The organism is Candidatus Poriferisodalis sp. (assembly GCF_965237655.1).
Taxonomy (GTDB): Bacteria; Actinomycetota; Acidimicrobiia; order Acidimicrobiales; family Poriferisodalaceae; genus Poriferisodalis.
This window is the reverse complement of record NZ_CBDEGB010000002.1, coordinates 459,826-482,992: the sequence shown is the minus strand read 5'-3', so window position 1 is coordinate 482,992 and position 23,167 is coordinate 459,826. Positions and strand designations below refer to the sequence as shown.

Sequence of the window (23,167 nt, the reverse complement as noted above, 5' to 3'; positions counted from 1 at the left end):
CGACGCCGACGCTAGTGGCGCGACGGTGGGGCCCGGCTGCGCGGGTGTTCATCGGCGCAACCGCGTCGCACCCCCTCGCTAGACAATGAGAGGCGCCTTCGGGCAGGGCTCATCCCCTGACCGTCTGTCGCCAGCTTCCACCAAGGAGTGATCCATATGTCCACCGGCCTCGCAGTCGTCTTAGGAGTGCCGGCGGGCCTCGCCGTGGGCGGGGGCATCGCATGTTCGGTGCTGTCACGCCGGCTGGCGCAGGCGGGTGCAGCACACGACTCGATGGAGCGGCGAGTCGCCGAGCTGACCAGCGAGCGCGATGTGGCCCGCACTGAGACATCGCAGCACCGCGACGTCAACGCCGGTCTGCAAGCCGAGTTGGCGTCAGCGACAGCCGACCGCGACGCGCGCGTCGAGGAGATGGCCAAGAAACAGGTTGAGATCGAGGGTCGCTTCAAGGAGATTGCCGCCCAGGTCAGCGAGACCACGCGCGCCAACTTCATGAAGGAGTTTCGCGACCTCACCACCGAGCAAACGGTCAACGCAGGCAAGACCGTCAAGGAACTCGTCGAGCCCATGCGGGAACGTCTGCGGGAACTGCGGGACCACGTCAACAAGGCCGACAAGGCCCGAGTGGAGGACACGGCCAAGGTCTCACAGAGCGTCGATCAACTGGTCTCCGAGACGAGTGGTCTGCGCCAGATCCTGCGCGACTCCAAGATGCGCGGCGCATGGGGTGAGCAGCACCTCCGCAACGTCATCGAGGCCGCAGGTATGAGCCCCCACATCGACTACATCGAGCAAGCCACCGTCGGCGAACTTGGCGCCGAAGGACGGCTGCGACCTGATGTGGTGGTGAAGGTGCCGGGGGGCGCGAGCGTCGTGATCGATGCCAAGACGCCGTTTGCCGCATACGACCGGGCTGTGCGGACCTCGGATCAAGCTGAGCAGCAGCAGGCGCTGGCTGAGCATGCCGCGGCTCTCAGTGAGCGCGCCAAGGAGCTTGGCGACCGCGACTACGGCCGTTGGGTATCAGGATCGCCCGATTTCGTGCTCATGTACGTGCCGACCGACCCGATGCTCGACGTGGCCATGGACGCTGACGGCGATGTTTGGCAGAACGCTTGGCACCGACACCGAGTGCTGATCGCAACCCCCGGCCTGTTGATCGCCTTCTTGAGGACGGTGGCATTGGCATGGCAGCGACAAGACATCGCCCGCAACGCAGAGAAAGTCGCCGACCTCGGAAACGAGCTGTACTCCCGGCTTTCAAAGTACGTCGAGCACGTCGACAAGATGGGTCGCGGCCTACGTAGCGCGGTCGGCGCCTACAACGACAGTGTGGGCTCGTTCGGGCGCATGGTGCTGCCGCAGGCTCGACGCTTCCGTGAATTGGGCTCTGTCAGCAGTAACGACGAGCTCAACGAGCCCAACCTGGTCGAGCCGGACGTGCGCGCGGTCAACGCCCCTGAGTTGGGCCCCGCCGACTCAGGATGAGGCGACGAAGACGGGCATCTGCGGTAGCCCCGGCGTCACCACGCTCAGCCTGAAGCGCCCATCTCAATCAGAGCAGCGAGTCCGGCGTGTGGGCGAACGGGTTGACGACTCTGACGCTGCCGAGTTGCTGGCCGTCGGAGACGTCTTCGGTCAGGAGATGGTCACAGTTCGCAGTCTGCGCAGCAGCGACAATGAGCGCGTCCCAGTACGACAGGCCGAAACGCTCCTCGACCTCCCATGCCTGCGCCAAAACATGGGCGTCGATCACGGTTGGCTGCCACGCGCACAGATCGCGCACGTCGGCTCGGGCTTGGGGCGCGGGCATCGCCGGGGTGAGTTTGCGCGTCACGGTGACGTAGTACTCGTTGAGCACTTGAGTGCTCAGTCGGCCTTCTCTTGACGCCCACAGTGCGCTCATCCACACCCGGGCAAGCGCTTGCTTGTCTGGCTCCGATGCATCTCTCGCGTACACGAGCACATTGGTGTCAACGAATACCGGCACTCTGGCTCAGCGGCTGTGAAGATCGGCGCGAGTCGGATAGGGCCTACCGGCCTCGCCGAGCGTTAAGGCCTCTCGGCTCAAGTACGACTCGGCTGCTCGTTCGTACTCTCCGCGGTCGTGCATCCGATCTCGAAGTACATCGCAGACGAATCGAGACAGGCTCGAGTCGTGACGCGCCGCCTCGATCCTCGCCCAGCGGGCGGTCTCGTCGTCGAGACTTACCGTGACATTTCTCACGAACTCACGATATCACGGGTTCCGTGACATTTTCTTGCCATGCGGCACTGAAGGCCCTGGTCCGCGACTGTGTTTGCCTCGGTGATGGCTTGCCAGACGCGTTGCGGGGTGAGCGGCATGTCGATGTGACGGATGCCCAGATGGGCAACGGCGTCGATCACGGCGTTCTGGACTGCCGGGGTTGCACCAACCGTGCCGGACTCGCCGATGCCCTTGGCACCCAGCGGGTTGATGTGCGTCGGGGTTTCGAGCACGACCCGGTCGAAGAACGGCAGCTCCGCGGCTGAGATGATCGGGTAGTCGGCGAAGTTCCCGGTGAGGGGATTGCCGTCGTCGTCGTAGACGAACTCCTCGAACAGCGCCTGCGCCGCTCCTTGCGCCAGGCCGCCGTGAACCTGACCCGCTGCCAGCAGCGGGTTCAAGATGGTGCCGGCATCGTCACAGGCGACGAGCTGTCGAAGCTCCACGTCGCCGGTGTGGCGGTCCACCTCCACGACGGCCACATGGGTGCCGAAGGGAAACGTGGGCGCTTCGGAGTCGAACACCTCCTCGGCGTGGAGCAGTCGCGGCCCCGCCTCGCCAGTTGTCGAAGCGAGGTGTTCAGCTACCGCGCTCCAGTCCACCGAGACCGCCGGGGTGCCCACGACGTGGAACGCCCCGGAGGCGGTGTCGAGCGTGATGTCGGCCGGATCAGCTTCAAGCAGCGTGGCCGCCACAGCGCGGGCCTGATCCACCAGCGTGCCCGACGCCTCCCAGATGGCCGAGCCGGCCAACTGCACCGATCGCGATCCGCCGGTCACCTCGCCACGGGGCACTTCGTCGGTATCGCCGTGCACGATGTCGATCTGGTCCATCGGCACACCCGTGCGGTCCGAGATCAGCATCGCCCAGGAGGTGTGGTGGCCTTGCCCGTAGGGAGATGAGCCGGTACGGGCCACGATGCGACCTCCGGGCACCAGCTCCACTGCGCCGTACTCCGATCGTCCGATGCCCGCAGTGCGCTCGACGTAGGTCGCAAGACCGATGCCGAGCAGCTTGACGTCCCCGTCGGCGCGGCGGCGGGCCTGCTCGGCACGCAGCGCTGCGTAGTCGGCCGCTTCGAGCGCAGCGTCGAGGCTGGCTTCATAGGCGCCTGAGTCGTAGGGCATGCCAGTGCGAGTCTCGAACGGGAACACGTCAGGTTGCAGGAAGTTCTTCCGCCGTACCCCCGCAGGGTCCATGCCGATCTCGGCTGCGAACACGTCGACAGCGCGCTCGATGGCGGCTGCGGCCTCTGGACGTCCGGCACCGCGGTATGGACCGGTCGGCGTGGTGTTGGTCAGCACCGAGACCGAGGTGAATCCGAGCGTGGCGATGTCGTAGCAGCCCGTCAGCATCGCCCGGCCATTGTTCGGCAGCGCCGCGCCCATGTTCCCGTAGGCGCCGGCCTGCTGCACCACGTGCACCTTGAATGCGGTGATGCGGCCGTCACGGGTGCCGCCGATTCGGCAGTACTGGATCTGCCCGCGCCCGTGGACCAGACCCACCATGTCGTCGCTGCGCGAGGGCACCCACATGACCGGCCGGCCTATGCGCGCTGCCAGCCAGCCCAGCAAGGCCTCCTCGGGATGCGGCCGAGCCTTGGCGCCGAAGCTGCCTCCCACATCGCGCGAGAGCACACGCAGCTGCTCACGATCCAGGCCCAGGATCTTGGCGAGACCGGCGCGAACCGGGTGGGGTCCCTGGCCGGCGTTGACGTGGTGCAGGCGCCCGTCATCCGCCCATCGGCTCGCGGCCACACGAGGCTCCAGCGGGCACGGTGCGATGCGGTTGTTGATCGTGCGGACCTCGGCGACCGCTTCGCATGAGTCAAAGTCGGCCTGCTCGCCCTCGAGCGCCATGCGAACCACCACGTTCGGTTCCGCCATGCCCTCGAACAGCGCCGGCCCGTCCAGCGCAGCCTCGGGATCGACGAGCGCCCTCAGCGGCTCGTAGTCGACCACGACCAGCTCAGCCGCATCGACCGCCGCAGCCGGGGTGTCAGCCAGTACGACGGCGATGGGCTCGCCCACGAACCTCACCCGGTCGGTGGCCAGCATCGGGCGCACGATGGCGGCGTCGAATGCAGGGCTCGGCGACGGATACGGCTCGAGATCGACATCTGCTGCCGTGACGACATCGATGACACCGGGCGCGCTGCGGGCCCCGCCGACATCGAGACCGGCGATCACGGCATGCGACACGGTCGAGGTCACGTAGCAGGCGTGCGCCATGCCGTCCCAGTTGAGGTTGGCGACGAACTGTCCCTGACCCCGCAGCAACGGAGCGTCCTCGCGTCGCACGACAGATGTTCCTCGTAATGCCATGAAGTCGCTCCGTTGCGCGTCCGGGGGCTGAGCCCCGGCGATTGTGGCAGGTCCGCGCCCCGCTCACATGTGTCGCACGGTGCCAGAAGCACCGCCGACCGCCCTAGACCAAGGGGGTTCGCGCTACCAGATCGCCGAGGGATCGATCGAGAGCACCTCGACCATCTCGGCGTGCAAGGCCGCAAAATGGGGTGAACGCTGGCCGGCTCGACCGCTTGCCTGTGCTGGCGTGCCGTCGTGGGCAGGCCACTGCGGTTGGTACCCAGCCGCAGCGACCGCGTCGTCGACCGTTGCCTGCCACTCGGCACGCTGATCGCTCAACCCGCGGGCCATAACGCCCGAAGCGACAAGAGCCTCGTCCGAGCAGCCTGGCGGGACATCGAACAGCTCGCACGCCATCGGCGCGAATTGGTCGAACAGCGGGAGCAGTTGCGAACAACCCGTATCGGTACGCAGCAGCCGCGACAGCAGACCCGACGCGTGGCGCAGGTGCGACCGTTCCTCGGCCAAGGCTCGGCGTGCGACTGCACCGAGGGCCTCCCACGACGAGTTGGCCAGCGCCTCCCAGCGGACGGTCTCGGCGGTGTCGTAGAGGAAGTGCCGTACCAGGGTCTCTCCCCAGTCGCGGCAAGGAAGCTCGGTGAGATGCGCGCAGCGGTACTCGTGCGGCTGGCGCCCGTAGGCCAGCGCATCGATGTCGTTGCCGAGCAACCCGTACAGCGCCCGAGCGTGGCCCAGCTCGTCTTGGCTGATCGAGGTCAGCGCCAAGTCCTCTTCAAGAAACGGCCCGACAGCGATCCACCACGCCAAGTTCTGGCCGATGCACAACTCATCGTCGGCAAGCGCCAGCACCAATTCGTGCGCGCCGCCGACGCTCTCAGGGTCCACGTCTCTCATGAGGCCGGCGAGTCTGGGGCCCGTCTCAGATCCCGCAACAGCGCGCCGTCGTTGTGACGGTGTTCACGATCGGCCATCTGCAGCTCAGTGGGGTCGGCAACCAGCAAGTCCTCGCGGGCCACGACCCACATCTGCTCCCCCTCGGAGCGGCGCGCGTAGCAATCGCGGGCGAAGCTCAGTGCCAGATCGTCGTCGGGTGCTTCGAGTGCACCGACGTGGATGAAGGGATCCTTGCCAGGACGCTTCAGGAACACCTCGTAGGTCTTCACGCCGGCACCGTGGGCAGTGAAATGTCGACGCGGCCGACCACTTCCACCGGGTTACGGCATTCTGGACACCATTCGACGCTGCGGCACGGCATCGGCCCGAAGTCCGACCGGTGCTCCAGCGCTTGGTTCCCGCAGATCGGGCACGTCGCTTCGGCCCGTGCGTTACGGACTGCCACGGAGTACTCGCGGGCCATGAAGCTCACCGCCGAAGGCGCGATGCGATCCGGCGTCCAGACCGGATCGGCGACGAACACCACATCGATCGGAACGTCGGTGCCGGCAGATACCAATTGAGCTGCTGCGAGCACGTCGCGGCGAATCACGTCGAGAGCTGGACAGCCGAGCATGGTCGGCACCAGCTCGACTCGCACAGCCGAGCCGTCCTCGCTCAACGAGACACTCTCGAGAATGCCCAGCTCAGCGATCGTTACCTCCGGGTACTCGGGATCGCACACGAACGACACGGCCTCGCGCACGGCATCTACGACGCCTGCGTCCAAGCCGCGGGTGTTGCTCACGCAGCCACCGCCGCGGCCTCATCGAGCGCGGAGCGCACCCAGGCCGCGCCGTCCCAGGCATTGCGCGCGTCGCGCAAGCGTCGCTCGCTGTCAGGGCCCCGGCCTGCGATCGCATCGGAGAGCGCATCCCAATCGATCTCGCCGCTGATCCAGCGCCCGGTCTCGGGATCTTGGCGCAGGTCCGGGTCGGGAATGGTAAAGCCGGCAGCTTGCAGCTGGGGCACCATCTTCTGCACGAAACGGTCGCGCATCACCTCGTTGCGCTCGGACTTGATGTGCCAGCGCAGCAGCACATCGTTCGGCCGGGTGTCAGGCCCGAACAGCTGCACCGACGGCCACCACCACCGCTCGATCCCCTGCTGCATCAACTGGTGCTGCTGGGGCGTGCCCTTGGCCATCTTCAGCAGCAGCTCCTCGCCGTTGCGCATGTGGAAGCCCTCCTCGGCGATGATTCGCCGCAGGATGCGCTTGTAGGGGCCGTAGCTGCAGTTCTTGAAGACGGCCTGCTGGCTGGCGAGCGCGGCAGCGTCCACCAGGTACGCGATCGCGATCTGGTCCCCCCAGGTGAAGGCCCGGTAGTGGAACACGTTATGAAACGTGGTGCGCCCTGCCAGCAGGTCGACGGTCATCTCGTCACGGGTCTTCACACCCATGTCCGCCGCCACCATGTACAGCAGGTGCGCATGGCCGATCTCGTCCTGAGTCTTGGCCAGCGCCGTGAGCTTGTTGGACAGCCCCGGCGCCTTGGCGATCCAATCCCGCTCGGTCAGCCCACCCATGTACTCGCTGTTGGCGTGCAGCTCGATGAACCGAAAGACAGCCTCGCGGTACGCGTCGGGCATGTCGTCGTCAGGCTCAACTAGATCGCCGTCGTCCAGGAACGCCTCGAACTCCTCCATCGAGTTCCAGCTGCGCATCTGTGCCCCCCAGCTAACTCGGATTACTCGAATGCTACGCCTGAGCCGCGTGATGCCGATCGCGTGATGCTGATCGCGTGATATCACAACTCGGGAGCGCGCGAGTGATGATCGGTCACGCGCTGGAATACCTCGCCCACGACGCAAAGGGTCCTCTCGGTGAACGGCCGGCCCACTAGCTGAAAGCCGATGGGCATCCCATCGGGGCCGAAGCCCCCCGGCAGGGCGATCGCGGGGAGTCCGGCCCCGTTGACTGGGAACGTGAATTGCGTGGTCGCGGGAATGAGCGGCACCCCGTTGAGCTCGACCGCGCCGTGCTCAAGCACCTGGTTGGGATTGACCGGGGCAACGATCAAGTCGACTCCCTGGTCGTCGAACACGTCAAGGTAGGTCCGCTCGAACGCCACCCGATGGGCGAGGGCGCTCGCGACGGCCGTGCCCTCGATCGCCGTGCCGGCGTCGAGGATTCCCCGAACCTCTTCGCCGATCAGGTCGTTGTGTTCGGTTCGCACGCTCGCGAGCAGTGCTGCCGATTCGGCAAAGACGATCGCTATGCCCGCCTCGGCGTGCTCTGCATTGTTCGGCACGTGCGCCGATTCCACCCGCGCCACCAGCGAGCGGAGCACCTCGACCGCTTCATCCATCACTGCGCGCACGTTCGGATCAGTGTCGAACCCGTTGAAGAAGCTGTCGTCGGGTACGCCGAGTGTCAGTTCGCCCGGTTCTCGTGCATCTCTCAGCAGCGTCTTGGAGGTGAACGGGTCCGCCGGTGAATGGCCAGCGATGACCTCGAGCAAGATCCGGCAGTCTTCGGCGGTCCGCGCCATCGGGCCGACGGTGTCGTAGGTCCACGAGATCAGGTGGACGCCGTCGCGGGGCACGGTTCCGCGCGTCGTCTTGAGGCCAGTCGTTCCGCAGCAGTTCGACGGGATGCGGACCGATCCGCCCGTGTCGGTACCGAGCGTGCCGAACACCTGGCGTGCCGCCAAGCTCGCTGCGTTGCCGCCGGAGGAACCGCCCGTCGAACGTTGCGTATCCCACGGGTTATGCGAGGCCGGGCAGGAGACGCCGAACGCAAGCTCATGGGTGTTCGTCTTGCCGACGATCACCGCGCCGGCGTCTCGCAGTCGACCGACGACAGTTGCGTCGTGATCGGGCGCAAATCCCCGCAAGGCCTCGCAGTTCGCCTCGGTCGGTACCCCTTCCGTGAAGAAGAGGTCCTTGAGTGCGATGGGCACGCCGTGCAGCGGTCCCCGAATCTCGCCTCGGTCGAGTTGCTCAGCCGTGGTGCGTGCGGCTTCGACCTGGATCGAAGCGAACGCACTGACGGCGGGCTCGGTCTGTTCGATTCTCGCGAGGCATGCATCAAGCAACTCGACGGCAGTCACGTCGCGAGCCCTCACGGCTCCCGCCGCCTCGGCGAGGCTCATCTGAGTCAGTTCTGTCATGGCTGTCGTCCTTTGCTGTCAGATTGCGAGATGCTGGGCCAGTCGGCCGGCCAACGTGGGATCCCGGGCTGAGCCGCTGTCGACGATCTCGCCCTTCTCAAGCACGATGAAGCGGTCAGCTATGCGGGTTGCAAGCGCCAGATGCTGCTCGACGAGCAGTATTCCTCGGCCCGAGTTCCGAGCCGCGTCGAGACGATCGCCGAGCAACGCCACGTTGGAGGGCTGCAGGCCTTCAGTTGGCTCGTCCATCACCAGAAGGGACGCGGTCGATGCGAGCACTGAGGCCGATGCGAGCATCTTCTGTTCGCCGCCGGACAGGGTCCCGGCTCGCTGAGCTGCACGCCCAGCCAGTGACGCCCCGAACATGGCGAGTACCTCGTCGTGACTGGTGGGCGGGTATCCGTTCAGTCGCAAGTTGTCGCCCACAGAGAGCTGGCTGAACAGCGGTCGTTCCTGAAACGCCGCTCTCAAGCCCGCCCGGACGCGACCCGACGGCGGCAACCGAGTGATCTCCGTGCCGTCAAGCGTCAGCCGTCCGCCGGTTGCCCGCAGCAGACCCACAATCGTCTTGACCAGGGTGGTCTTGCCAGCTCCGTTCCGACCGACGAGCGCCACGATCTCTCCTCCCGAGACACCGAAGCTGACGCCGTGCAGGACTGGCACATTTCCGTGTCCTGAACGCAGCCCCTCTGCTTCAAGGCGCATCAGCTGTCGACCCCGGAATAGATCGCGTGCACGTCGGGGTTGCTCTCGACTTCGGCGACGGTGCCGTCCGCCAGCACCGCACCGAGCGCAAGCACGGTGACGCGATCTGCGACGGCGCGGATGAACGCCATGTCGTGTTCGACGATCACGATCGGCAGTCGATGCTCGGCGTGCAGTTCCCGCAGCAGTGCGGCTGCGTCGAGGCTCTCGGCCACGGTCATGCCCGCTGTGGGTTCGTCCAGGAGCAAGAGCCGGCACTCTCCCGCCGCCGCCATCGCGATCTCGAGCCACTGCTTGTCTCCATGGGAGAGCTCCCCAGCGGGCGTCTCGAGCCGTTCGTCGAGCCCGGTTCGTTCCAGAATCTCCAGCGCAGGCTGCGGGATGTGAGCGTTCCAGCTGCTGCGGACGAGGCTCCAAGGCGACGAACGAGTCCCCCACGCAGCGATAGCGACGTTGGCGGCCACGGACAGGTCGTCAATGAGCTGCGGCGACTGGAACTTGCGGCCCACGCCATGTCTCGCAAACTCCCATGGACGACGGCCGGTGCACTCTTGACCGAGCACCTCAACGGTGCCGGCTTGGCAGCCCTGCTGGCCGCCCAGGATGTCCAGGAGCGTGGACTTGCCGGCGCCGTTGGGGCCGATCAGGCATCGAAGCTCGGGCTCGTCCATAGTGAGCGTGACACCGTCGAGCAATCGGAAGAACCCGAAGTTCTTCTCGACATCGACCGCCTCGAAGATTGCTGCCCGTCGCACAGACGGACTCGTCGTGACCGCATGACTGTCGGATCGGATCAGTCTGGGTTGGCGGCGGCGAGCTGTCGGCAAGCGGAACAGCCGCTGCAAGCTCGGGACCAGTCCGTGGGGCATCACCACGACGACAAGCACAAAGATCACGCCGGTGGCGAGTGTCCAGTACTGCAGCCAGACGTCGGCCAGCGTCGCTGAGGCGAAGTTGATCGCCAATGCACCGATGACCGGTCCCACGATCGTGCCTCGTCCCCCGACGAGGGTCCACAGCACCACATTGGTTGCGAGAGCGAAGCCGAAGATCTGAGGCGACACGAAGCTCGTGCGATACACATACAGCGCACCTGCAAATCCGGCGACGGCTCCGCCGACGGTGAATGCCCAGATCTTGATCCGGACCGTGTCGTAGCCGAGTGCCTCCATGCGGCGTTCGTTGGAACGTATGCCGATGAGCACCGCACCGATCGGGCGGCTGACCACGACACCGACAACGGTGATGACCCCCAGTGCGAGCACTGAGATCCCGATGTCCTGCGCGGCATCCGGCAACTGGGTTCCGAACGCGCCGATGCGGGGGACGCCCGTCAGGCCGTTGAATCCGCCGGTGACATCCCGCCACTGTTCGGCGATCTGCTCAAGTGTCAGCGACAGCACCAATGTCAAGAGCCCCACGACGACCGCCGTCGGGCGTCGCCGGAGCATGGCCACGCCGACTCCTGCGGCAATCGCGGCGCCGACGATGGCTGCGACGATGAGCGCAGGCACGCTCAGCGACGGCGCGGCGGTGGCGATCTTCGCGGCCGTATAGGCGGCGATGCCGAAGGGCAGCAGCTGGCCTAGCGAGAGAATGCCCGTGTATCCCCACACGAAGTCGAGGCTCACGGCGAGCACGGCGAAGATCAGAAACAGCGAGAGCTGCCCAGCTCGAAAACCGCCAAGAGCCGCGCTCATGGCTATTGCCGCAACGGCGGAGACTGCGCCGACGGTAAGTGCGCGGCTCATGTGGAAGCGCTCTCCACGGAGAGCCGCCGGAACTGGAGAACGAGGACGGCGAGGCCCAGCGACGCGATCTGAGCCCACACGGCGTCGTAGAAGTGAATGACGCCGATCTGCACAGCGGCGACCGTCAATGCTCCGGCAACGACGCCCCAAAGTTTGTTGAACCCGCCGACGATCACGACGAGAAAGGCCCCGGGCAGATAGGGCAGCCCCGCCTGAGGTTCGATCGCACCGAGGGGGGCAACCAGCGCTCCTGCGATGCCAGCGGTCGCTGCGCCGATGCCGAACGCGCAGAAGTTGGCGATGCCGGTCCGAATACCGGATGCTTCGGCAAGATCTCGATCGGCGACGATGGCTCGGACGGTCAAACCGAAGCGTGACTTGGTGAACGCAAGCAGCGTCGCCACCACGACCACGACGGCAATGCCGACCAGAAGGTAGCGATACGTGGGAAACAGGACGCCGAAGGCCCGTGTCGCGCCTGGCACGGGATTGGGGACGCCCCGGAAGTCCTTGGTGAAGACCAGTTCAGCGGCCTGTCGGAGGCACACCGACAGGCCGAAGGTGGCCAGGATCGTGATCTCTGGCTGACGGTGAATTCGACGGATCAACACGAGTTCGATGACTGCGCCCAGCACGAAGAGCACGGCGGCTGCCACCGGTACCGACACCCAGTGGTTGAGGTCATTGGCGTGTACGACGTACGAGACGTACGCGCCGATCATCACGAACTCACCGTGCGCGAGGTTGATGATGCCCATCAGCCCGAAGACGATGCCGAGTCCGAGCGCGACGATCGCGAGGGTCGCGAACAGGCTGAGACCGTTGAGCAGTTCCAGTGTTAGCGCATCCAACGGACTGTGCCCCAGTGTCTACGTCTTGCTGAGATCCGGGCAGGGGGAGCGGCTGCTGGGGCTCGCTGGTCGCACCGACTGCCCAGGATCTTCACCAGGGAGGTCTCGGCCCTCAGCTAGGAGGGGTCGCAGATCTCGTCCGGCTCAACCGACGGGAACGACTCGACGATCAGCTGGGAACCATCGGGCTGAATTTGGGCCACGTAGATCGGCTGCGCCAAGTGACGGCTGTCGGTAACGGTGATGTCCCCCGTGGGTGTCGAGAGCGTCAGCCCCTCCAGTGCAGCGGCAACTGCCGCCGTGTCGGTCGTGCCTGCCGCATTCGCCGCTGCTGCATAGAGCAAGGCTGCGTCGTAGATGTGCGAGCTGAAGGTGGCGTGCGGCGGCGCGTCGGCACCGAAGCGCTCGTAGTAGCGGCGCACGAATTCGGCGTTCGCAGCGTTGTCGACTTCGGCGAAGTAGCCCATCGTGACGCGCATGCCAGCCGTGACCGACGGCCCCATCGCACCGAGGACATTTTCCTCATAGATGTTTGCCAGACGCGGAATGGCGTCCTGTCCGATGCCGAAGTCCACGGCCTGGGTCTCGAACGCGATCGCATCGCCGCCCACGAGCGCCGGGAAGATCAAGTCGGCACCGGAGCCTGCAATCTGCTGAGCGACAGACGAGAAGTCCTGCGTTCCCAGCGGGACGTATTCCTCGCCCACGACCTCACCGCCCGAGGCCTCGATGTACTCGCGTGCCAGCTCGAAGCTCCGCCGAGGCCACACGTAGTCGTTGCCGAGCAGGAACCACGTCCGGCCGCCCGTCTCGGACATCATCCAGGGGATGACCGGCGCGAGCTGCTGGCTCGGGACCTCACCGGTGTTGAACATCACCGGAGAGCACTCGCCGCCTTCGTACAGCGCCGCGTAGATGTACAGCACACCGGCGTCCTCTGCGAGCGGCTTGGCTGCCTCACGGGTCGCGCTGGAATGCGTGCCGAGCACGACGTCGACCCCGTCCGATTCGATGAGCTGCTCCATCGCCTGGCGACCGATTGCGGGATCGGTGGCGTCGTCGGCGAGGAACGTCTCGACAGGGCGTCCGTTGATGCCGCCGGCGGCATTGATGTCCTCTTCGATGAGCTCTGCGATGTTGGCCGTCGGGGGACCGAAGATGCCTGCCGGGCCGCTATTGGAGAACAGGATCCCGATACGCACCGGCTCCCCTGATGGTGCCTGGGGCTCATCGGGTTCCGGAGGCGCAGGTTCTTCGGTCGTCTCCGGCGCCGGTTCGTCGGTTGTGTCGTCGGCAGTCGGCGCGGCAATGGCATCGGTCGTCGCCGGCTCCGTCGCCGTCGGTTCGTCGCCGCTCGTTCCGCATGCGGCGGCGATCATCGAGAACAGAGCAACCAAGATGATCGCTGTTCGTCCGAGTGACCGCTTCCATGGGCTCCCTGGCGTTCCCATGACTTGGCCCTCCCCCTATATGTGAGTATCTGTTGACATATTGTCTTATCGGGAGGGCGCGGTCAAGTGCCGCCTGTGGCGTGGCTATCCGAGCACGGAGTTCTGCAACCGAGAGGCGAGCGCTGTCAGCGGGAGTGAGTCGCGGCGGGAAGTTCGTCCAGCACCTTGATGCCCGACGGCGTCGCCTCCCCCAGCAACAGCGACTCCAGTGATCCGCCACGGCCGCAGCGCCTCGGGCCACGAAAACCGGCCGTGCGAAGTCCTCCAAGCAGGGCGCTTGGTTCGGTGCCGCCACCGGACCGGCACGCGCTGGCCCATGTGTGGATGGCTTCGTACACCCCTTCTGCGGCAGCGGAGACCGGTGGGGCACACTGACCGAAGCGGTCCTCGTATCGCCGCAGGAACTCACGATTCTCTGTGGTGTCCATGGCAACGAAGTAGCCGAGGGCATTCCAGATGCCCACCCCTGAGGGGCCCAGGTGCTCGACGACGGCATCATCCATCAGCGGGGCAAAGGTACGAGTCGCCCCACGCAACCCGGATTCAGAGAAATCGCACTCGAAGCGAACGTGGTCCTGCCCGACGAAGCTCGAGACGACGTGGTCGGTTCCGCATTCATCGATGGCAGAAATCACCGGTGCGAAGTCCTGGGTGCCCAGTGGCACGTAGCCCTCGCCGGTGACTGTGCCGCCCATGCGCTCGATGACGTCCCGTGCCGCAGTGCCGATCGCCCGTGGCCACGAGTAATCGTTTCCGGTGAGGAACCAGCGAGTTCCACCCGTCGTCTTTGCCATCAGCGGCAGGGCACGGTGCAGCTGGTCCTGCGGTCGCTCACCGAAACGGATCAGGAGCGGATGCGTGGCCGTCGCCTCGCTGGTCGGGGTGTAGAGGTAGGGAATGGCGTTTGCGATGGCCATCGGCGAGGTGACCGCATAGGTCGCCGAAGAGTGCATGCCGATGACGGCGGGCATGCCGGACACCCGGCAGAGGCGACGCATCGCTATCGCGCCGACGCCGGGATCGGTGGCGTCATCCGCAATAACCAGGCGAACGTCACGGCCCATCACTCCGCCATCGGCATTGATCTCGTCGACTGCGAGCTGTGCACAGTTCACGGTTGAGCGCCCGAGGATCCCGGCGCTCCCAGACAACGACGTGAGCAGTCCGAGAGGAATCTCCCAGGCGTCGACGTCGGCGCCGGAAAGGAGTCCGAAGTCGGCACCGAGGCGCAGGAATTCGCGATCGTCGATCGTGACGCGGATGCGCAGGCGGGTGCCGCCGCCGCTGAGCGGATCGAGATGGCACACCACACGCCCAGCCCAAGGTGACTCGTGCACCAGATCGATCCGGCGCCCGGGCTTGCAGCGCAGAATCCGCGCCGTTCCGGGTGCACGTGCCAGATCTCCGATGGGGAGGCTGAGACGCACGAGTGCGCCGGGTCGCAGCGCATCGGCCTCCGACCCGAACAGCCACCCCAGCGACGGGTCGCCCGTACCGAACAGGGCGAACAAATCGCTGGGGCACGCCTCCAGCCGCGCCTCGCTGCTCAGAACGAGTTCAGCCATGGCTGCGCACCTAGGCGCTCAGCTCGTCTTCTCGCTGGACCGTGTTGCCGGCGGCTGCCACCGCCTCTGTGATGGCTGCTTCAAGTTGTTCCAGCGAGTTCTGGTACACCGAGGCAAGGAAGGCCACGACCGTGTCGGCGGGGGTCGATGTCAGCGAGTAGTGCCGGAAGCGGCCGTCCCGGCGTTCAGTGATCAGGCCTGCAAGGCGCAGGATCCGCAGATGCGAGGAGACGGCAGTCCGGCCTACGCCATCGAAACGTGATGCGATCTCTCCCACAGAGAGCTCGCCATGTTCACCGATCAGGCCGAGAATGGCCCGGCGCGTCTGGTCTGCCAAGGCAGAGAACGTGGCATCACTGATGGGATCGGTCATGTGCGGGCCCGTATCGGTTTGTCAATACTTGTGCACATATGCTGCCACACCGGTGGAACACGGCCCCCCGGCGCCGTCGGATGGCTAGATCGTTGAAACGGTGCGGCCCAGCAGGGCGAACAGCGGGTCCTTGGTGGCTTCAAGCGCCGTCGACACCTCTTCGTGGGAGATCTCGCCGTCGAACATGCCTGCGGCCATGTTCGCCACGACCGCCACACCGGCGTAGGGAATCTCGACCTCGCGGGCAAGCGCCACTTCGGGATAGCCGGTCATCCCGACGACGCTCCCGCCCATCTGGGCATACATGCGGATCTCTGCCGGTGTCTCGAAGCGCGGTCCATTCGTGCAGACATAGGTGGCGCTCGGTGCGACGTCGATGCCCTCGGCCAGGGCCGCGGCAGCCATCGCCGCACGCAGCGCTGGGTCGTACGGGGTGGTCATGTCGGTGTGGACGACCTGGCCCGGCTGATCGAAGAAGGTTGCGACACGGCCGGTGGTGAATTCCAGGTAGTCGTCGAGCAGCAGGAACGAACCGGTGCCGCGCTCAGGCACCATCGAGCCCACGACGCTCACGGCCAGGATGGCCGTGGCCCCGAGGTCGCGCATTGCGGCGATGTTGGCCCGGTAGTTGATCGCGGACGGCGGGATCGAGTGGTCGCCGCCGTGACGTGGCACGAACACGATGCGCCGCCCATGCCACCGGCCGGTCATCGCCCATGCCTCGCCCCAGTCGGTCTGCACCATGCGGTGCTCGACTTCCGTCAGGCCAGGCAGCTCGTAGAAGCCCGTCCCGGCAATGATCCCGACCGGGGGGCGCTCCGGGCTGGTCTCACTCGTCTCGCCAGCCTCGCTCATCGCGTTCACGTCCCCGACTCCTCAGCGAGCCGCTGCGCTCGATGCTGCACCTCGAAGCGGGCCCGTGCTTCGTCAACGGTCAAGCAGACCTGCCCGGCAACCACACGCTCGCCGCCCACCCAGACATCGGTGACGTGACGGCTGCCGCCGGACCACGCCACATGGGCAATCAACTCCTGCGGCGAGGTGACCGGCACGAACGCCACGTCGTCGATGTCGAGCCGGATCATGTCGGCCCAGCGGCCCGGCTCCAGCACCCCGATGTGCAGACCCAGCGCCTCGGCGCCGCTGCGGGTCGCCATCGAGATCACCTGTTGTGCACTCATCAATGTGGGGTCGAGTGCGGTCACCCGGGCCAACAGCGAGGCGATCTTGATCTCTTCCCACAGGTCTAAGTCGTCGTTGGAGCCCGGCCCGTCGGTGGCGAGCGAGACCGTGATGCCTCGTTCGAGCATTTCGGGTACCCGCGCCACGCCCGAGCCCAGCTTCATGTTGCTGACGGGGCAGTGGGCCACGGCTACGCCGGTCGATTCGTAGATGTCGAGGTCGGCGTCGTCGAGCCAGACGCTGTGCGCTGCCAGCACCCTGCCCTCCAGCACTCCGGCGTCAGCTAGGAGCTGCGGCACGCTGGCACCGCCGTGAGCAGCGGACAGAGCATCTCCCTCGGTGCGCGTTTCGGCCAGGTGGATGTGCAACAGCGTGTCCCGTTCGCGGGCGGCGGCTGCGATCTCGGCGCAGGCCTCCACACCTAGGTCGTAGGCCGAGTGCGGGGCGAACCCGACCGTGACGCGGCCGTCGGGATCGTGTTCGGCAGCGTGAAATCGAGCGATGTCGTCGATGCGGCCGGCCACGCTGCCCGATTGGTCGGCGTGCACCACCGACATCACGCCCGGGCACATGACCAGCCGGATGCCGGCCTCGCGGGCCGCATCGGTGACGGCCTGCTCGTAGGCGTACATCTCGCACGTCGTGGTCACGCCCGAGCGCAGCATCTCGACGGCTCCCAGCGTCATCCCCCACCACACATCGTCGGGCCGCAGCCGGCCCTCGCGGGGCCACATCACGTCGGTCAGCCACGCCATGAGCGGCAGCCCGTCGCCAGCGCCTCGCACCAGCGTCATCGGCGTGTGCGCGTGGGTGTTGACCAGCCCCGGCATCAACAGGCCGCCCACGTTGATCACGGGCGTGTCCGTCGCGGGCGCGTCCGCCACCGGGCCCACCCACGCAATGCGCCCGTCGGCTCCCACGTCCACCGCACCGCGCTCGATCGTCGAGAAACCCTCGTCACACGTCAGCACAACATCGGCGAGGAATCGAGCGCCATCTGTCCGGCCATCTGAATCATTCGGCACGTCCTCATCTTCGCACCGGTGCGCGCCTGCCCGTCAACGCGTCTGCTCATGCCACAATCGCGGCTTCATGACCCTGTTCCTGCAGCGGGTCTTCGACTCGTTCGCCAACGGCTCCGCGTATGCGGCCCTGGCAGTGGCTATCTCGATGGTGTTCCGCTCCACCGGGGTGCTGAATCTCGCGCAGGGACAGCTTGCGATGCTGTCCGCATACCTCGCGGTGGTGTTCGCAGCCGGCGCGGATCCATCGGTGGCGTTCTCGGGCTGGCTGGCGCCGTTCGCGACGCCATGGCCGATCTGGGCTGCAGTTGCCGGGGCGGTCGTCATATCAGCCATCTTGGGCGCGCTGCTCGAGTACACCGTCATCCGCCCGATGGCTGGCGACCCGGTGCCGACCATCGGCGCGACGCTCGGGCTCTACCTGCTTGTCGGCGTGTTCGTCGTCAAACACTTCGGCGGCCGCACACGCTTCTTGGGCTCCCCATTCCCGCAAGAGCACTCAGACCGCCTCTTGATTGCCGACGCCCGTTTGTGGTTCGACAGCATCGGCCTGACACTGACGATGCTCGGCGCGCTGGGCATCTTGGCCCTCCTCCAGCGCACGACAAAGATCGGGCTGGCCTTCCGGGCCATCACCTCCAATCGGGACAGCGCCGCGCTGGTGGGCGTCCGGGTGGAGCGGGTCGTGATGGGCGGCTGGGCCGTCGCCGCTGCTCTGGGAGCCCTCGCCGGCGGCCTCATCGCCGGCGAGATCAATGTGCGTCCCAACATGATGGAACGCCTGCTGGTCTTTGGCCTCGCCGCAGCCACGCTCGGCGGACTGCGCAGCCCGTCACTCGCGCTCGCCGGCGGCTACTTGTTCGCCCTGGCCGAGACGCTCATGTCCGGCTATGTCGGGTTCATCGACAGCCAGGTCACGCTGGTGTGGGCGCTCGGTGTGCTGATCGTGGTGCTGTCGTTGCGCCCGTCGGGGCTGCTGTCTCGCAAGTCGACCCGCAAGACGTTGCAGACGTGACGGACTCCGAGCAGCCGCCGGAGCAGGGCCCGGAGCCGTTGGTGTTCCACCTGGAGCCGCTGGTTCCCGCGGCACACGCTGCGCCGGGGCAGAGCGAACGGAAGCGTTTGCCTGGCGTGCTCACCGTCGCCTCGCTTGTGGTGATCGCCGTGCTGGCGGTCATCGTGCCGTTTCAGGCGTCGTCCATCTTCGTCACCGACTTCACCGAACTCGCAGCGTTCTGCTTGGTCTTTGCAGGTCTTTGGTTGCTCACCCATCGAATGGGTCTGCTCTCGATCGGCCATGGGGCGCTCACTGGTTGTGGCGCTTACGCAGCACTGCACGCTGCAAATGACTTCGGTTTGCCTCTGCTGCTGATGCCAGCAGTGGGCTTCGTCGCGGGCTGCGCGGTGGGAGCGCTGCTCGGTGTACCGGCACTGCGCCTGCCGAAGGCCTACCTGGCGCTGCTGACGCTGTCTGCTGCAGTGGCATTTCCAATCGTGCTGCGCCAGCTCGACGGCCCACTGCCGGTAACGCTGGACGGCGAGTTCATTCCGCCCGCCTGGACGGGAATTGCCCCCAATGACGAGCACATCTGGGAGTTCTGGCTTGTCGTGGTGTGGGTGGTGATCGCCTTCTGGTTGCTGCATCGACTGCTGGCGGGACCGATAGGGCGGGCGTTGGTTGCCAGCCGGGACGAGCCGATCGCGGCGGCAGCGTTCGGCGTATCGGTGTACCGGCTGAGGCTGGCGGGCGTGAGCGTCAGCAGCGGGCTCGCCGGCCTGGCTGGCGGTCTCATGCTCATCTCCACCAACTTCAACGACCAGTCGCTGTATCAGGAGGTGCTGTCGATCAAGTTGTTCGCACTTGCGGTCGCTTTCGGGAGCACAGCTATCGGCGGCAGTCGGCTCATTATGACCGTGCCAGCAGCTGCCGTGCTGGTGATCTTGCCGGTCTGGTTAGGCGATCGGCCCGGCTGGGTGACCCAAGGAGGCTGGATCGGCTTGCTGAAATCAGAGGCATTCCTGTACGCGGTGCTGCTGCTGGTTGCTGCCTACGTCCGCAGCCGCCGGGCACGAGCAGTCCGGTCCTACGGCGCGTGACCGCCGCCGACCGCTGGGACGCGATCTATGCCGATGTCGCCGCGCCAAGGTCACCTTCGGAGTTCGTGACGGGCCACGCAGAGCTGCTCGCGGGCTACCCGACCGCGGTGGATCTTGCCGGCGGCACGGGTGGCACCGCGTTGTGGCTCGCGAGCCACGGCATCGAGACAACGCTCATCGACGTCTCCCCACGGGCCTTGGAGATCGCCCGCGGCGCTGCCGACGAGCGGGGGATTCGGCTACGTACAGTGCGGGCTGATCTGGAAGCCGAACCGCTGCCGACCGTTCGCGAACTCGGCAGCGAACAAGGCTGGCACGCCGCTGTGTGCTGCAACTTTCTGCATCGTCCGTTGCTCAATTCGCTGGACCAGTTGCTCGTTCGGGGCGGTCTCGCCTTCGTGCAGATCGTCACCGTCAACAACCTGCTGGTCAATGCGCGCCCCAGCCGCAGCTACCTCGTCGAGCAGGGCGAATTGCCAGACCTCTGCAGTGGGCTCGAGACAGTCAGCTTCGAAGAGGGCTGGTTCGCGACGCGCCACGAAGCGCGCCTGGTGGCCCGCCGACCCGGCTGAACGACCCGCCAGCGGAGCGAACGATCAGCTGAGCAGCCAGTCCGCTGGGGTGATGTCGGAATCAGCGAACAGGCCAGCCTGGAGGCGGCGCATACCCGACAGCCACCGGTCGATATCCGATGCCTTGCGCTCGCGATAGGTCTGCACCTCGGGATGGGGCAGCACCAGGAAGCGCTCCTGCGCCATGGCCTCGATGACGGTCTGTGCCAGCTCCGATGGCTGCAGGATGCCGTCACCAGCTGCGGCCCCCGGCGTGCCTCGCCCCTGGTCGCCATTGCCGGTGCGGTCGGGGCTGTTGGCCAAGATGTTCGTCTCCACGGCCTGCGGGCACAGCATCGACACCACGATGCCCTTGTCGCCGTAGGTGATCGAAAGGAACTCGCCCAGCGACACCGCTGCCGCCTTGGTGACGGCGTACTGCAGCGAGCCGAGCTGCGTGAGCAGCCCCGCCGCCGAGGCGGTGTTCAGCAGGTAGCCGCCGCCGTTGTGCACCATGACGGGAACGGCTGCCCGGGCCGCGTACACGTGAGACATCACGTGGACTTCCCACATGCGCTGGATCTCGTCGTTGGAGACCTCGAGGCCGCCCTGGGTCACGTAGCCGGCGTTGGACACGAACACATCTAGTGCGCCGTGGGCTGCCACCGTGTCGGCCACAACCGTCTTGATGGCCTCCTCATCGGTGACATCGAGCCCGACGGCCGTGCCGCCAACCCGATCCGCCACGACCTGCGCGCCAGCCTCATCGCGGTCAACCACGACCAGCGCCCGCGCCCCTTCTGCCCCGAAGCGCTCCACGAGCGCCTCCCCGATTCCACTCGCCCCACCGGTGACGACAGCGACCTTGCCTGCAAGCTCCATGGCCCGGCAGCGTAGTGGCGCCCGCCCCGTTGGCTTCGTGCTGACATACCCTCCGTCGGGTCCCGCTGGCCGGGAGCACGGCGAGTAGCGCAGTGTCAGGCTGGTGCGGTCGACACTGAAGGTCAGTGCACCGTTGGAGGGCCAGTGGCAGCACCGTTGGACGATGTGAGAGTGATCGAGGTGGACAGCTGGATGGCTACGCCGTCGGCGGGGGCGATCCTGGCCGACCTCGGTGCGGACGTCATCAAGGTGGAGCCGCTCGAGGGCGATCCGGCCCGGGGCTTCAGCCGGCCGGCGAAGCTTCCGCCCGAGATCAAGGACTACGACTTCCAGTTCGACGTGGACAACCGCGGCAAGCGCTCCATCGCCGTCGACTTGGACTCGGCACCCGGCCGCGAGGTGGTCCACCGGCTCATCGCCGGCGCGGACGTGTTCATGTGCAACCTGCTCGTCCACCGCCAGGAACGCTTCGGGCTCGATCCGGCCACGGTGACGGCGGTCAACCCGCGCATCGTGCACGCCACGCTGACCGGTTACGGCACCACCGGTCCCGAGGCGTGGCGGCCGGGCTACGACGTGACCGCCTTCTTCGGTCGCTCGGGCATCTACGACGCAATGCGTGAAGGGCCCAACGGGACGGTCCCCATGGCGCGCCCCGCTCAGGGCGATCACACCACCGGTCTGGCTCTGGTAGGCGCGGTGCTGGCGGCCCTCCGGCTCGCTGAGCGCACCGGCGAAGCGCAGGTGGTTGAGACCTCGCTGTACGAGACAGCCGTGTGGACCCAGGCGTCCGACTACGCCATCACCGCCATGGACAAAGCACCGCTGCGCCAGCGTGCCCGCGAGAACTTGATCATCCCGACCGCCAATCGCTACCCCTGCGGGGACGGCAAATGGGTGGTCTTCAACATGCCCCAGGACAGCGCCTGGCCACTGCTGTGCCGGGTCATCGAGCGTCTCGACTGGCTCGAAGACGAGCGCTTCGCCGACATTCGCGGACGCTTCGCGCATATGCCCGAGATCGTCGCCGGCATCGATGAGGCACTGGCGCACCGCACCCGTGACGAGTGGGGCCAGATCTTCGACGCCGAGGGAATCATCTGGGGCCCGGTGCTGGGGCTGCACGAAGTGGCCGACGACCCGCAGGCCGAAGCGCTGGGCCTGTTCCCCACGCTCGACAGCCCCGACATAGGCGAGTACCGCAGCGTGGGCATCCCGATGCGGTTCGCGACGGCCGATGTCGGACCGCGTGGACCGTCTCCGAAGCTGGGCGATCACACACGCGAGCTGCTCACCGCCGCTGGCATGTCAGACGAAGCAATCGACAGGCTGATCGCCGAAGGCGCGGTGCACGAATCCTCAGCGGAGTGAGCCCGGTCGCCGCTCGGCTAGTCCACGATGGTCACCGCGAGGGTGGTGGGCACCAGGGTGATGCGGTTGTCCGTGAGGAAACCGCCGAACAGGGTCAGGGTGACCCGGCGCCGATGATGGCCACCCGTGCCATGGTTGGATCGCCCCTGTAATGAGGTGCGCATGTAGCGACAGCAAGGACCTATAGGACGCACGGGACAAAGACAGCCGCTATTCCAGCAGTTCGTCGAGAGCGGCCAGCACGAGGGTCACGTTGCGGGGCCGGGCTGTGTGGCCCATGCAGCCGATGCGCCAGCACTTGCCCGCGAAGGCCCCCAGTTCGAAGCCCCGGGCCACGAGACCAACCAGTCTGAGTGTCAGCGATCATCCCCATGTCCAGGTATCAGGACCGGGGCCGGTGGAGGATCCACTCCACCGCCCGGGGCGAGACGCTGATGGGGGCCAGCCCCGGTGGCACGCCGAGGCATTTCTGGGTGCCGCAGTAGGCGATGTCCACCCCCCAGTCGTCGACTCGCACATCGATGCCGCCCAGCGACGTCACGCAGTCGGCCACCAGCAGGGCGTCTCCCTTGGCCGAGCACCGGGCGGGTGCAGGCCGCTATCGCCGCCGGGTACGGATTGGAGGGGCCGGGGCCCATGAGAATCCGTTCGCTGTGCTGCGTCATTGAGATATCCTCCATCAGATTAGTGATATCACCCACCACATTAGTGATAAGGTCGCGCGATCCGCCGACAGGGAAGCCGC

The 23,167-nt window shown here is 66.4% G+C and carries 25 protein-coding genes; 5 read left to right on the top strand and 20 right to left on the bottom strand.

The window, feature by feature from the left end; all coding sequences use genetic code 11:
* Positions 1 to 156 precede the first annotated feature (156 nt).
* On the top strand, positions 157 to 1,488 hold the full coding sequence (gene rmuC, locus ACPXYO_RS10245) for a DNA recombination protein RmuC (RefSeq protein ID WP_423919848.1): 1,332 nt from the start codon (positions 157 to 159) through the stop codon (positions 1,486 to 1,488).
* Positions 1,489 to 1,555: 67 nt separating this feature from the next.
* Here the strand turns inward: rmuC and ACPXYO_RS10240 are convergent, their stop codons facing one another.
* The 16 genes from ACPXYO_RS10240 to ACPXYO_RS10165 all read right to left on the bottom strand — a co-directional run bounded on the left by ACPXYO_RS10240 (position 1,556) and on the right by ACPXYO_RS10165 (position 17,524).
* A complete protein-coding gene (locus ACPXYO_RS10240) occupies positions 1,556 to 1,990 on the bottom strand; it encodes a PIN domain-containing protein (protein WP_423919845.1) in 435 nt (144 codons plus the stop codon).
* 6 nt (positions 1,991 to 1,996) lie between these two features.
* Positions 1,997 to 2,227 carry a hypothetical protein gene (locus ACPXYO_RS10235; protein ID WP_423919842.1) on the bottom strand — a complete coding sequence of 77 codons (231 nt, stop codon included), beginning with the start codon at positions 2,225 to 2,227 and terminating at the stop codon, positions 1,997 to 1,999.
* Complete coding sequence (locus tag ACPXYO_RS10230) at positions 2,224 to 4,572, bottom strand: xanthine dehydrogenase family protein molybdopterin-binding subunit (protein WP_423919840.1); 2,349 nt, start codon at positions 4,570 to 4,572, stop codon at positions 2,224 to 2,226. Before ACPXYO_RS10230 ends, ACPXYO_RS10235 begins: the two co-directional genes overlap by 4 nt.
* 123 nt (positions 4,573 to 4,695) lie before the next feature.
* Positions 4,696 to 5,469, bottom strand: a complete 774-nt coding sequence (gene paaC / locus ACPXYO_RS10225; protein WP_423919837.1) for a 1,2-phenylacetyl-CoA epoxidase subunit PaaC — start codon at positions 5,467 to 5,469, stop codon at positions 4,696 to 4,698.
* Complete coding sequence (locus tag ACPXYO_RS10220) at positions 5,466 to 5,738, bottom strand: 1,2-phenylacetyl-CoA epoxidase subunit PaaB (RefSeq protein ID WP_423919834.1); 273 nt, start codon at positions 5,736 to 5,738, stop codon at positions 5,466 to 5,468. Before ACPXYO_RS10220 ends, paaC begins: the two co-directional genes overlap by 4 nt.
* Positions 5,735 to 6,256: a metal-sulfur cluster assembly factor gene (locus tag ACPXYO_RS10215; RefSeq protein WP_423919831.1), complete on the bottom strand. Its 522-nt coding sequence runs from the start codon at positions 6,254 to 6,256 to the stop codon at positions 5,735 to 5,737. Before ACPXYO_RS10215 ends, ACPXYO_RS10220 begins: the two co-directional genes overlap by 4 nt.
* Complete coding sequence (gene paaA / locus ACPXYO_RS10210) at positions 6,253 to 7,173, bottom strand: 1,2-phenylacetyl-CoA epoxidase subunit PaaA (protein ID WP_423919828.1); 921 nt, start codon at positions 7,171 to 7,173, stop codon at positions 6,253 to 6,255. Before paaA ends, ACPXYO_RS10215 begins: the two co-directional genes overlap by 4 nt.
* Positions 7,174 to 7,256: 83 nt before the next feature.
* Entirely contained in the window at positions 7,257 to 8,621 is a 1,365-nt protein-coding gene (locus tag ACPXYO_RS10205; RefSeq protein ID WP_423919826.1) for an amidase, read from the bottom strand.
* Between the two features lie 18 nt (positions 8,622 to 8,639).
* Positions 8,640 to 9,326, bottom strand: a complete 687-nt coding sequence (locus tag ACPXYO_RS10200; protein WP_423919823.1) for an ABC transporter ATP-binding protein — start codon at positions 9,324 to 9,326, stop codon at positions 8,640 to 8,642.
* The gene (locus ACPXYO_RS10195; RefSeq protein WP_423919821.1) at positions 9,326 to 11,077 is read right to left on the bottom strand and encodes an ABC transporter permease subunit; all 1,752 of its coding nucleotides are present in this window, start codon (positions 11,075 to 11,077) and stop codon (positions 9,326 to 9,328) included. The genes ACPXYO_RS10200 and ACPXYO_RS10195 overlap by 1 nt, the downstream gene beginning before the upstream one ends.
* Positions 11,074 to 11,928 carry a branched-chain amino acid ABC transporter permease gene (locus ACPXYO_RS10190; RefSeq protein ID WP_423919818.1) on the bottom strand — a complete coding sequence of 285 codons (855 nt, stop codon included), beginning with the start codon at positions 11,926 to 11,928 and terminating at the stop codon, positions 11,074 to 11,076. Before ACPXYO_RS10190 ends, ACPXYO_RS10195 begins: the two co-directional genes overlap by 4 nt.
* A 116-nt stretch (positions 11,929 to 12,044) precedes the next feature.
* The gene (locus ACPXYO_RS10185; protein WP_423919815.1) at positions 12,045 to 13,379 is read right to left on the bottom strand and encodes a substrate-binding protein; all 1,335 of its coding nucleotides are present in this window, start codon (positions 13,377 to 13,379) and stop codon (positions 12,045 to 12,047) included.
* 125 nt (positions 13,380 to 13,504) lie between these two features.
* A complete protein-coding gene (locus ACPXYO_RS10180) occupies positions 13,505 to 14,944 on the bottom strand; it encodes an ABC transporter substrate-binding protein (RefSeq protein ID WP_423919812.1) in 1,440 nt (479 codons plus the stop codon).
* Between the two features lie 10 nt (positions 14,945 to 14,954).
* Positions 14,955 to 15,317: an ArsR/SmtB family transcription factor gene (locus ACPXYO_RS10175; RefSeq protein WP_423919810.1), complete on the bottom strand. Its 363-nt coding sequence runs from the start codon at positions 15,315 to 15,317 to the stop codon at positions 14,955 to 14,957.
* An 84-nt stretch (positions 15,318 to 15,401) separates the two neighbouring features.
* On the bottom strand, positions 15,402 to 16,172 hold the full coding sequence (locus ACPXYO_RS10170) for an S-methyl-5'-thioinosine phosphorylase (protein ID WP_423923804.1): 771 nt from the start codon (positions 16,170 to 16,172) through the stop codon (positions 15,402 to 15,404).
* A 5-nt stretch (positions 16,173 to 16,177) separates the two neighbouring features.
* Positions 16,178 to 17,524: an amidohydrolase family protein gene (locus tag ACPXYO_RS10165; protein WP_423919807.1), complete on the bottom strand. Its 1,347-nt coding sequence runs from the start codon at positions 17,522 to 17,524 to the stop codon at positions 16,178 to 16,180.
* Positions 17,525 to 17,591: 67 nt separating this feature from the next.
* Between ACPXYO_RS10165 and ACPXYO_RS10160 the strand changes: the two genes are divergently transcribed.
* The 3 genes from ACPXYO_RS10160 to ACPXYO_RS10150 are packed head-to-tail and all read left to right on the top strand — an operon-like array spanning position 17,592 to position 20,190.
* A complete protein-coding gene (locus ACPXYO_RS10160) occupies positions 17,592 to 18,536 on the top strand; it encodes a branched-chain amino acid ABC transporter permease (RefSeq protein ID WP_423919805.1) in 945 nt (314 codons plus the stop codon).
* Positions 18,533 to 19,618 (top strand): branched-chain amino acid ABC transporter permease, encoded by a 1,086-nt coding sequence (locus ACPXYO_RS10155; RefSeq protein ID WP_423919802.1) that lies wholly within the window; start codon positions 18,533 to 18,535, stop codon positions 19,616 to 19,618. Before ACPXYO_RS10160 ends, ACPXYO_RS10155 begins: the two co-directional genes overlap by 4 nt.
* The gene (locus ACPXYO_RS10150; protein ID WP_423919799.1) at positions 19,615 to 20,190 is read left to right on the top strand and encodes a class I SAM-dependent methyltransferase; all 576 of its coding nucleotides are present in this window, start codon (positions 19,615 to 19,617) and stop codon (positions 20,188 to 20,190) included. The genes ACPXYO_RS10155 and ACPXYO_RS10150 overlap by 4 nt, the downstream gene beginning before the upstream one ends.
* A gap of 24 nt (positions 20,191 to 20,214) precedes the next feature.
* Here the strand turns inward: ACPXYO_RS10150 and ACPXYO_RS10145 are convergent, their stop codons facing one another.
* The gene (locus tag ACPXYO_RS10145; protein WP_423919796.1) at positions 20,215 to 21,051 is read right to left on the bottom strand and encodes an SDR family oxidoreductase; all 837 of its coding nucleotides are present in this window, start codon (positions 21,049 to 21,051) and stop codon (positions 20,215 to 20,217) included.
* A gap of 144 nt (positions 21,052 to 21,195) precedes the next feature.
* Between ACPXYO_RS10145 and ACPXYO_RS10140 the strand changes: the two genes are divergently transcribed.
* Entirely contained in the window at positions 21,196 to 22,422 is a 1,227-nt protein-coding gene (locus ACPXYO_RS10140) for a CaiB/BaiF CoA transferase family protein (protein ID WP_423919793.1), read from the top strand.
* A gap of 17 nt (positions 22,423 to 22,439) precedes the next feature.
* Here ACPXYO_RS10140 and ACPXYO_RS10135 read toward each other — a convergent pair whose 3' ends face one another.
* The 3 genes from ACPXYO_RS10135 to ACPXYO_RS10125 are packed head-to-tail and all read right to left on the bottom strand — an operon-like array spanning position 22,440 to position 22,975.
* Positions 22,440 to 22,586 (bottom strand): hypothetical protein, encoded by a 147-nt coding sequence (locus tag ACPXYO_RS10135; RefSeq protein WP_423919791.1) that lies wholly within the window; start codon positions 22,584 to 22,586, stop codon positions 22,440 to 22,442.
* Between the two features lie 46 nt (positions 22,587 to 22,632).
* On the bottom strand, positions 22,633 to 22,758 hold the full coding sequence (locus tag ACPXYO_RS10130; RefSeq protein WP_423919788.1) for a hypothetical protein: 126 nt from the start codon (positions 22,756 to 22,758) through the stop codon (positions 22,633 to 22,635).
* A gap of 46 nt (positions 22,759 to 22,804) precedes the next feature.
* Entirely contained in the window at positions 22,805 to 22,975 is a 171-nt protein-coding gene (locus tag ACPXYO_RS10125) for a hypothetical protein (RefSeq protein ID WP_423919786.1), read from the bottom strand.
* Between the last annotated feature and the right edge of the window lie 192 nt (positions 22,976 to 23,167).

Coding starts and splice junctions, on each gene's coding strand:
- rmuC (WP_423919848.1), top strand. CDS start 157: ATGTCCACCGGCCTCGCAGTCGTCTTAGGAGTGCCGGCGGGCCTCGCC.
- ACPXYO_RS10230 (WP_423919840.1), bottom strand. CDS start 4,572: ATGGCATTACGAGGAACATCTGTCGTGCGACGCGAGGACGCTCCGTTG.
- paaC (WP_423919837.1), bottom strand. CDS start 5,469: ATGAGAGACGTGGACCCTGAGAGCGTCGGCGGCGCGCACGAATTGGTG.
- paaA (WP_423919828.1), bottom strand. CDS start 7,173: ATGCGCAGCTGGAACTCGATGGAGGAGTTCGAGGCGTTCCTGGACGAC.
- ACPXYO_RS10205 (WP_423919826.1), bottom strand. CDS start 8,621: ATGACAGAACTGACTCAGATGAGCCTCGCCGAGGCGGCGGGAGCCGTG.
- ACPXYO_RS10200 (WP_423919823.1), bottom strand. CDS start 9,326: ATGCGCCTTGAAGCAGAGGGGCTGCGTTCAGGACACGGAAATGTGCCA.
- ACPXYO_RS10195 (WP_423919821.1), bottom strand. CDS start 11,077: ATGAGCCGCGCACTTACCGTCGGCGCAGTCTCCGCCGTTGCGGCAATA.
- ACPXYO_RS10185 (WP_423919815.1), bottom strand. CDS start 13,379: ATGGGAACGCCAGGGAGCCCATGGAAGCGGTCACTCGGACGAACAGCG.
- ACPXYO_RS10180 (WP_423919812.1), bottom strand. CDS start 14,944: ATGGCTGAACTCGTTCTGAGCAGCGAGGCGCGGCTGGAGGCGTGCCCC.
- ACPXYO_RS10175 (WP_423919810.1), bottom strand. CDS start 15,317: ATGACCGATCCCATCAGTGATGCCACGTTCTCTGCCTTGGCAGACCAG.
- ACPXYO_RS10170 (WP_423923804.1), bottom strand. CDS start 16,172: ATGAGCGAGGCTGGCGAGACGAGTGAGACCAGCCCGGAGCGCCCCCCG.
- ACPXYO_RS10160 (WP_423919805.1), top strand. CDS start 17,592: ATGACCCTGTTCCTGCAGCGGGTCTTCGACTCGTTCGCCAACGGCTCC.
- ACPXYO_RS10145 (WP_423919796.1), bottom strand. CDS start 21,051: ATGGAGCTTGCAGGCAAGGTCGCTGTCGTCACCGGTGGGGCGAGTGGA.
- ACPXYO_RS10135 (WP_423919791.1), bottom strand. CDS start 22,586: ATGCGCACCTCATTACAGGGGCGATCCAACCATGGCACGGGTGGCCAT.